This is a genomic window from Paraburkholderia podalyriae (assembly GCF_014397785.1).
Taxonomy (GTDB): domain Bacteria; phylum Pseudomonadota; class Gammaproteobacteria; order Burkholderiales; family Burkholderiaceae; genus Paraburkholderia; species Paraburkholderia podalyriae.
Genome location: NZ_VZQQ01000124.1, coordinates 1 through 8,138 on the forward strand (window position 1 = coordinate 1; position 8,138 = coordinate 8,138).

At 60.2% G+C, this 8,138-nt stretch carries 9 protein-coding genes and 1 pseudogene; 5 read left to right on the forward strand and 5 right to left on the reverse strand.

Going from position 1 to position 8,138, the window contains the following annotated elements; genetic code table 11:
- Positions 1-420 (forward strand): annotated as a pseudogene (locus tag F6X42_RS40870) (IS4 family transposase); the annotation flags it as partial.
- Here F6X42_RS40870 and F6X42_RS40875 read toward each other — a convergent pair.
- Entirely contained in the window at positions 421-558 is a 138-nt protein-coding gene (locus F6X42_RS40875; protein WP_187639473.1) for a helix-turn-helix domain-containing protein, read from the reverse strand. It abuts the pseudogene before it with no gap.
- Between the two features lie 411 nt (positions 559-969).
- Between F6X42_RS40875 and F6X42_RS40880 the strand changes: the two genes are divergently transcribed.
- Together F6X42_RS40880 and F6X42_RS40885 are read left to right on the forward strand one after the other, a co-directional pair.
- On the forward strand, positions 970-1,554 hold the full coding sequence (locus F6X42_RS40880) for a sigma-70 family RNA polymerase sigma factor (protein WP_187639474.1): 585 nt from the start codon (positions 970-972) through the stop codon (positions 1,552-1,554).
- A complete protein-coding gene (locus F6X42_RS40885; RefSeq protein WP_187639475.1) occupies positions 1,551-2,276 on the forward strand; it encodes an anti-sigma factor in 726 nt (241 codons plus the stop codon). The genes F6X42_RS40880 and F6X42_RS40885 overlap by 4 nt, the downstream gene beginning before the upstream one ends.
- 23 nt (positions 2,277-2,299) lie before the next feature.
- Here F6X42_RS40885 and F6X42_RS40890 read toward each other — a convergent pair whose 3' ends face one another.
- From F6X42_RS40890 to F6X42_RS40900, 3 genes are all read right to left on the reverse strand, one after another.
- Entirely contained in the window at positions 2,300-4,084 is a 1,785-nt protein-coding gene (locus tag F6X42_RS40890; RefSeq protein ID WP_187639481.1) for an alkaline phosphatase D family protein, read from the reverse strand.
- A 109-nt stretch (positions 4,085-4,193) separates the two neighbouring features.
- Complete coding sequence (locus F6X42_RS40895; RefSeq protein WP_187639476.1) at positions 4,194-4,514, reverse strand: antibiotic biosynthesis monooxygenase family protein; 321 nt, start codon at positions 4,512-4,514, stop codon at positions 4,194-4,196.
- A gap of 71 nt (positions 4,515-4,585) precedes the next feature.
- Positions 4,586-4,855, reverse strand: a complete 270-nt coding sequence (locus tag F6X42_RS40900; RefSeq protein ID WP_187639477.1) for a DUF3303 domain-containing protein — start codon at positions 4,853-4,855, stop codon at positions 4,586-4,588.
- Between the two features lie 169 nt (positions 4,856-5,024).
- Between F6X42_RS40900 and F6X42_RS40905 the strand changes: the two genes are divergently transcribed.
- Positions 5,025-5,579, forward strand: a complete 555-nt coding sequence (locus tag F6X42_RS40905) for a fasciclin domain-containing protein (RefSeq protein WP_187639478.1) — start codon at positions 5,025-5,027, stop codon at positions 5,577-5,579.
- A gap of 388 nt (positions 5,580-5,967) precedes the next feature.
- Entirely contained in the window at positions 5,968-6,963 is a 996-nt protein-coding gene (locus tag F6X42_RS40910; protein ID WP_187639479.1) for an ABC transporter substrate-binding protein, read from the forward strand.
- A gap of 490 nt (positions 6,964-7,453) precedes the next feature.
- Here the strand turns inward: F6X42_RS40910 and F6X42_RS40915 are convergent.
- The coding region (locus F6X42_RS40915) for a hypothetical protein (RefSeq protein ID WP_187639480.1) at positions 7,454-8,138 on the reverse strand (685 nt) is incomplete at its 5' end.

An 8,138-nucleotide genomic window follows, 5' to 3' on the forward strand; every position in this document is an offset into this window, starting at 1 on the left:
GACTGGTACGCGATGCGCTGGAAAATAGAGACGTTTCACAAGAATCTGAAGTCCGGCTGCAAGGCTGAAGAGTCGCAGTTGCGCACCGCCAGCGGCCTGACCAACCTGATCGCCATCTTCTGCATCCTTGCCTGGCGAGTATTCTGGCTGACCGAGATCAATCGATGTGCACCTGAGGCTGCGCCGGAGGTGGCGCTTACCGCAACCGAGGTCACACTTCTTGACCAGCTCGTCAAAGATACGACGCGCCTCGCACAGGCGCCTCCCCTGTCTCGCAGCCTTATCAAGCTTGCCCAACTGGGCGGCTATCTCGCACGCGCGAACGACCCTCCGCCCGGCAACAAGGTCATCTGGCGCGGCATGCATCGTCTTCTCGACATCCAGATCGGATACTCGCTGGGGCGTGAAAATAGTGGGTAATCACAAGCACAGGCGTATGTTTACATGCAGCAGGGCTGCGGCTTCGATCTGGTTCAGACCCGCGCGCTCGCGTTTTTCGCGGATCGCCGGAGGTGTCGGAACATATCCGGGCAGAGTATCGACCTGACGGGTCTTCATTCGCGTCTCCCTGCTGGCAGCCTGGGAACCAGAGCGGAGTGGAAATCGAGTTACCGGACCCTGTGCCGCGTCGTTCTCACGTGATGCAAGTCTGACACGTCGGTTGACGCGCGCCGTTCGGACCCGTACGTTCCACACGCCGTGCTTTGAGCGCACAACGGCAGGCGTTGACCCGCGAATCGCTTTATGGGAGTTTTCCCGCCGCCGCACCGGATGCGAAGTCCAGTATGCATCCGCGCATGGCGTTGTTCCGTAAGGTTGAACATGGGTCCGATGACTGACGAAGGACAGGGTGGCTGTGACGGCGATTCGAATGCGGACGGTGGTCCGTGTGGCGATGCGCGATGGTTCAAAGCCGATGCTATATTGCGGGGCATATCCATGCCACGGCGAGACCAGCCGACTGCGCGCATGAAAGACACGCCCGACATGACCGAGCGCTCCGACGCCGACGATGCGCGTCGCGTTCACCTGAACAACACCTTGCTTCGCGTGGCCCGAGGCGAGCAGGAGGCTTTCGCGCACTTCTATACGCTCACGGCTTCGCGCGTTTTTGCGGTGATCGTGCGCATCCTGCACAACCGTGATGAGGCCGAGGACATGTTGCAGGAGGTCTACACGAACGCGTGGCGCCGTGCTGACAGCTACGATCCCGCGCGGGGAAGCGCCATGACGTGGCTGATCACGCTCGCGCGCAACCGTGCCATTGACCACATGCGCCGGCATCGCGAGGAGCCGCTCGACGAGCAGAAGGCGGCGGAAATCGAAGATGAGTCACCTACGCCAGCGGACGCTGCCGAATGGAGCGAGGAGCGGCGGCGGCTCGAAAGGTGTCTCGCGGCACTCGACCCGCAACAGGTCGGCGTGGTACGCGAGGCCTTCTTCACGGGCGCGACCTATGGGGAACTGGCGGAGCGTCTGCGCGTGCCGCTCGGCACCATGAAGAGCTGGATCCGGCGTAGCCTGATGCAACTGAGGACGTGCCTCGAGCGATGAATACCCCAATCCAGCCTGACGACAACCTACGCTGCGCCGAATACGCGCTCGGTGTGCTCGACACCGATTCGCGCCGGGCGCTCGAACGCGAGGCGGCACGCGACGCTGCGTTGCGCGAAACGCTGGACGCGTGGCTCGTACGCCTGACGCCGTTAGCGGAGAGTCTGCCCGCCGTCGAACCGTCCGCGCGTGTCTGGACACGCATCCAGCACGACTTGGGATTCTTGGCGGCAGCGCCCCCCGCGCGGAGCGGATGGTGGGACAGCCTGACTCTGTGGCGGTGGCTCGGCATTGGCGCGAGCATGGCCGCGCTTGTGCTGCTAGGTGTGAACTTCTTTGCGGTGCACGAGATGCAGCAACGCGCAGCAGTCGTGGCGCAGAACGGCTACATGGTCGCGACGATCGCCCGCAGTGACGGCGTCGCATCGTGGACTGCGACGGTGGACTTCCAGCGCGCGAACATGGTGATCGTACCGGCGGCTACTCCGAAGATCGCAGCCGACCGTTCGACAGAGCTCTGGCTGATTCCGGCAGGTGCAAAACCAATTCCGCTAGGCGTGTTCTCGCCGGGCACACCTGTCTCGGTCCAGCTGCCGCCGCAGACGGTCTCGCGGATCGTCGCGAGAGCCGTACTTGCAGTCTCGCTCGAACCGCAGGGCGGCTCGCCGACGGGCCAGCCCACCGGCCCCGTTCTCGCGACGGGCGAACTGAATCCGACCTGACTGGCGCGGTTGCGTCACGGCGCTCAGGCGTTCGCTGACAGAGATTCGATCATGACATCCGACCTGTCCCTTGAGACCGTCAGTCTGACTCGCTGCGGTACCAGGTCCGGCGGTGGTTTCCCGTCGCCCGTCAATCGCCTGACCTTGTTGTACACGACCGCGAAGTGCTCAGGTGTGACAGTCGCGGAGGCATATCCTTGCGCGTCGTGGTCAACGTAACGAAGGCCCGGATTATTCGACCGAAGAAACGCATCGAACGCCGCGGGCGACGCGACAAGGGGTGCGAGCGGTGTGCCTCGCCATGCCTGCCTGACGTAGGCGTAGAACGAGGTGCTGCTGATTCCTGCGCAGACAAAGTCAACGGCGACGGGTTGACCGGTCGAAGGGTCGTGACCGTCGCGCAGAACCCCGCATTGAAACGCATGCAGATCGCCCGTAATTGCCACTATGTTGCGGATCGCCTGCTGGCTGAGCCAGGCGAGCAGTTCGTGCCGGTGCGCCGGATAGCCGTCCCACGAATCGCCGTTCACCACAAAGCTCGTCGAGCCGTCTTGCTTCGACGGCAAGTCGACCCACAGGCGGTTCAGCATCACTTCGTTGCCCCACACCTTCCAGGTTGCCGATGACGACTTCAGCGTTGCTTTCCACCAGCGCGTCTGCTCGGAACCAAGGATGGATGGGCTGCGACCGAGCCGGTTAGCAGCCTGCGCTTCGGAACGCTCCAGCAGCCCGCGTTCGACAAAATACCGCGAGCCCACTGCGTCGTCGCCGTGGACTGGATCGTGCCCCCGTGCACGCGCAATCTCGCTCGCGCTGACTGACTGGCTGTCGCGGTACAGTCGCTCGTCGGTCATGACCAGTTGCATCAGTGAACCGAACTGGAATGCGCGGTAAATGCGGATGTTGTCGTAAGCGGGATTGACATCGTCGAACCTGACATCGCTCCAGTCGACCGGCATGTATTCCGCCCATGCCTGCGTCGCGTTGCGACGGCGTTGGGTCTCACGCTGCTGTTCGTTGGTGTAAGTCTGGTGATCCTGCCAGCAGTCGTCAGTAAATTCGTGATCGTCCCAGATCGCGATCATCGGGAATTGACGATGGAGCGCCTGCAGGCGCGGATCGGACCGATAGGTTCGATATAGTGAGCGATAGTCGTCAAGGCTTTCGGCATATTGGCCGCCGCCTGCAAGCGGCCGGCCGTGCGGCAACGTTATGCGCGAATGCGCCGGCTCAACGGCGTCCAGGGTCGGTGTGCCGACCGTCTCGTAGATGTAGTCGCCGACATGCACGACGAAGTCGAGATCGGTTTCGGCGGCAATGAGCTTCATCGCCTCCCAGTGATTGACGCTCCAGTCCTGGCAGGTCAACCAGGCGAAGCGCGCCAGGGTGTTGGCATCATTCGGCAGCGGTGCTGTACGCGTTTTCCCCATAGGACTTGAATCGCGACCCGCGACAAAGCGGTAGTAAAACGTGGTGCTGGGCCGCAATCCCGTGATTTTTGCGCGGACCGTGAAATCGAAGCTGCGCAATGCACGCAACGGCACACTGGCTACGAGTGCCGAAAAATCGCGCTGCGTGGATACCTCAACGTGTAGGGGTACAACGTCGGCGTCCGGCCGTGTCGCGGTGCACCGGGTCCAGAGGACAACGGACCGGTCTCGTGGGTCGCCACTGGCTACGCCTTGCGGAAAGACATGGCTGCCCGGTGAATCTCGAGGTTCCTGCGCGGAGCGGCACGCCGTCAGTGTGCCGCTCGCCGCGGCAATGGTGAAAAAGGCCGAAGACTTCAAAAAGTGACGGCGTTTCATCGCGATCTCCTGCCGCCCCACGACGCGTGATGTCGATCCTGTCACTCTCGGGCGATGACGGCAGCGTGGGCAGCTTGCCGGATTGCCGCGTAGCCCGCGCGCTTCTCTGCTAGCGCTCAGGACGAAGAGGATGAGGAAGCAGGCTCGACGGTTCCCACAGTTCGACGCTCATATTCGTGACGTACTGTCGCGACTGCGCGTCGAGGGCCGCCAGGGCCTCATTCTCCCGTGCGGCCTCCCAGTCGGCGAGATGCTCCCATACGCTCGTAGCCCGCACCTCCGGCGACGCGAGCAGATTGCGATTGGCGCGGATCTCCACAAGGCCCGGGGATCGCAGTAACACTTCAACCACCTTCTTCATCAGTTCAGCATAGCCCTGCGGGTCTGCGTTAGCGAGGACATCGTATTTGTGCACGATTTCAATGGTCATGATTTTTCCCAATGACGATTGCAGTTCAAGGATCGGTTACGAATCAACAGAAGCACGCCCTGCCTGAAGCGTTATGTCGCCACGCGCTCGAATAACGCACGCAGGTCGTCATCTTCCATGACAGGTGTAACTTCCAGCTTCATCAGATCGCTCCACCTGTACGCGAATTCAGTCAGCGTCCCGGGATCCTGCGCTTCAAGCAATACGTGGCCTCCACCCAGATCCGCACGGGTCCATCTGCCGAGCAGGACGACGCCTGCAGGAGGCGCTCCCGCATTCCTGAAACGATCGATCGCCTGATCACGCGTATCGATGCCGGGTAGCCAGCTGAACGTCAACATGATTCATGATTGCCTCCGCAGTGTGAGTGGGCCGCTCCTCATATACGGCCGGATGCGGCAGATGGATGCAGTCAAGTCGGCTGTAATTTTCTTTTGCATCCGGAAGCCGAGACGTCCCGTATATGAATCACAGCGGCGCAATGGTGTGCTGCAAGTTCTGGAGACAGGCATGAACCGCAAAGTGTTTTTCGCAGTGCTTGCACTGCCGATGGCGACGTCCGGCATGGCGGCCGCGGGCGAATCAGTGAAGGTGGGTGGGCAGATGATGTATCCGAGCAGGGATATTGTGGAGAACGCGATCAATTCCGCGGATCACACAACGCTTGTGGCGGCGGTCAAAGCGGCGGGTCTTGTCGATACGCTGAAGGGCAAAGGTCCGTTAACCGTACTGGCACCCACCAACGAAGCGTTCACGGCGTTGCCTGCCGGTACTGTCGAAACGCTCACAAAACCTGAAAACAAGGCGACCCTCACGAGCATTTTGACGTATCACGTCATTCCGGGCCGCTACGATTTCCGCAGACTTGATACGTCTATCAAGGAAGGCGGGGGAAAGGCAGAACTCAAAACAGTGAATGGGGCGATGTTGACGTTTTCGGAGAATGGTCCACATAACATCACGGTTACCGATGACTCGGGACATACGGCCAACATTTCGACTTATGACGTAATGCAGAGCAACGGCGTGATCATGGTCGTCGACAAGGTGTTGATGCCAAGGTGATCCATTTCCGGACTGCATTCGTTCCGTGACAGCGACATATTGTTCACTGTCACGGGCAACCGCCGATTCGGGTTATCTGCGGAAGGGTAGGTCGTCGGGTCGTCCTTGATTTCGGCGCAATTTTCCGGTTAGAACGATCTCGGCTGCATGAGGCTTTGCGGGCTGTCCCCAATAAATGCTGCTGTATGGCCCCCGCACCCATGGTTTTTCGCCCCGGGCGGCGACAAGCGGCCACAAACAGTCACTCAAGTGCAACACAGAAATTTCCCGATACCCGACGGTCGTGTGCACTAAAGTACTCCTAGGCCGCACGAGTATGTCGGCAATGCGCTTTGAGCATCGATCCTGGCATTGATGCCCGTCCATCGAAATTACGAGGAAGCGGGCCATGAACCTCACGAAATTGATTTTCGCGAACATTGCGCCCTTCTTACTCGTCTTGGCCTTCGGCACTACGGAGGCACAGCAGGCTAGCAAAGTTTACCGTGTTGGCGCTCTTTTCAATGGGAGACCCGATGTGGCCTTTGAAACACTTCGAAAGGAGCTTGCGCGGCTCGGATATGTCGAGGGCACCAACGTCGTTTTCGAAGCTCGTTTTGCTGAAGGACACTTGGATCGGCTGCCTGGATTTGCCGCGGAACTGGTCAGCAAAGGCGTCGATGTCATTGCCACCTACGGCGGCCCGCCAACGAACGCAGCACGAAATGCAACCACGACGATCCCGATCGTGGCGGCCCTCGTCGCCGATCCGGTGGCTATCGGCGTTGCGGCCACGCTGGAGCGGCCCGGGGGAAACATCACTGGGATCACTAACAACGATCCCGAACTTGCCGCTCAGCAATTTGGAATACTAAAGGAGCTGTTTCCGAATCTCTCGCGTGTCGCGATCCTCAGCGATTCAGACATCCCCGGTGCCGACGCCAGCGGTTTAGCGCCCATCGAACGCGCCAACGTGGCTGCAGCACGTGCCGTTGGCATCGCGCCCCAGGTGCTAAAGGTGCGGGGCCCGACGCCTGATTTCGATACGGCCTTCAAGGCCATGGTCGGCGAGCGCGCAGAAGTGCTGGTGGTACTGGAAGTTCCCGCTCCATTCCGCGATCGCAAACGCGTTGCAGAATTGGCAGCGGCGCATCGCATACCGACGATGTTTTGGGGCGGAGCGTCGGACGCGGGAGGCCTGATGGCCTGCGGCACGAGCTTCACCAATACGTATCCGCGTGTGCCGATCTATGTTGACAGGATACTCAAGGGCGCCAAGCCTGCGGACATGCCATTCGAAGTTATCTCGCGCCGCGAATTCGTGATCAACCTCAAGACCGCTCGCGATCTCGGATTGACCATTCCAGCCGAGGTACTGAAACGTGCCGATCGGGTCATCGACTAAATTCGGCAGTGCTATCGCAAGGTGTGTGGCTCGAGCCAGCTTCCGCCGTCTGTCGGTCCCCGCTTAGCTCGAACAGATCTGCGCGTAACGGTTCCCAATGGAAGTTTTGCGAATGACCGCTTTAACGGCTTTGAACGGCAGGTATCGGAAGTCTCGGGCGGCAGCAACGGGTCGATCAGCGACAGTCGGGCACCCCGCATCGAACACTTGGCAACTTCCTTTCCGGTGCACCGTCCAGACGGCACAGAGTACGGCAATCTCCATGCGTTGCAAAACTCCAAGTTATGCAACGCCGAGTCGCCACGGCCAGAGCCCTGTGACTTTGAGCGATAAATGACGGGAAATTTTCAGCGCTATTTGACGCCGGGAGCGCTGCACCCGGAGAATTTAGCGCGATGCGTTTGGCGGAAAGCGAGAGGCGCCGAGTTTCCGAAGCGCGGAGCCTGTAGCCGCCGCCAGTCTTTGGCCGCGAAATCGTGTTCGTTTTTACTCAGTTGCGTCTTAGCTCTGCGTTGTACGCCAGTGCACCATTGGCGACCGCAAACAGGAAGTCGTTGTTCCTGCCATGCCCGTCATCGACGAGGGTAGCCATACCGGTCAGTGTCTGGCTGCCCACGTGCAGGGTCATGCGATAGACATCGACCGTCGGATCGATAATGGACAACGTGCCGGGGAAAATCTGCCCGGCCGCATCCCGGTAAGAGAGATTTCCGTTGGCATCGATACTCAGAGCGGTGAGTGTCCGTGAGATGGAGTAAGCCCCTGTGGTGCGCGGTAGCGTGCCCGACTCCTCAAAGTAGTCCTGATAGAAGCCCAGGAACGAGATCGTGCCGCTGTCATTGGCAGTGGTGTAATTCGCGAATGCGGTGCCGGTACGATCGTCGAACTCTCCAGCGATCTGGAAAGGCTGCACAGGACCCGCACGGGCGGTAAACGGCACCGCCGTGACATCTACCCCATCGCAATTTGTCTGCAAATAGGTCGTGCCGGCACCAGAGAAAAATGAACCGTCCGCGGCGATGTTTGCAGAGATCTGCCCACAGTCGTCGGTGATAAGGCTAAACGCGCCACCAGCTGTCACGATCACGAACATGCCCGTATCGCGGCCCGTCAAGTTCGAGTGCAGATTGCCGTTCCAGATTCCCTCCATGATGCCGGCAACCCCAAACGGCCTT

What these genes read in the sequence shown, in the direction of transcription:
- F6X42_RS40885 (WP_187639475.1), top strand. Translation starts at nt 1,551, where the DNA reads ATGAATACCCCAATCCAGCCTGACGACAACCTACGCTGCGCCGAATAC.
- F6X42_RS40910 (WP_187639479.1), top strand. Translation starts at nt 5,968, where the DNA reads ATGAACCTCACGAAATTGATTTTCGCGAACATTGCGCCCTTCTTACTC.
- F6X42_RS40875 (WP_187639473.1), bottom strand. Translation starts at nt 558, where the DNA reads ATGAAGACCCGTCAGGTCGATACTCTGCCCGGATATGTTCCGACACCT.
- F6X42_RS40895 (WP_187639476.1), bottom strand. Translation starts at nt 4,514, where the DNA reads ATGACCATTGAAATCGTGCACAAATACGATGTCCTCGCTAACGCAGAC.
- F6X42_RS40880 (WP_187639474.1), top strand. Translation starts at nt 970, where the DNA reads ATGAAAGACACGCCCGACATGACCGAGCGCTCCGACGCCGACGATGCG.
- F6X42_RS40905 (WP_187639478.1), top strand. Translation starts at nt 5,025, where the DNA reads ATGAACCGCAAAGTGTTTTTCGCAGTGCTTGCACTGCCGATGGCGACG.
- F6X42_RS40900 (WP_187639477.1), bottom strand. Translation starts at nt 4,855, where the DNA reads ATGTTGACGTTCAGCTGGCTACCCGGCATCGATACGCGTGATCAGGCG.
- F6X42_RS40890 (WP_187639481.1), bottom strand. Translation starts at nt 4,084, where the DNA reads ATGAAACGCCGTCACTTTTTGAAGTCTTCGGCCTTTTTCACCATTGCC.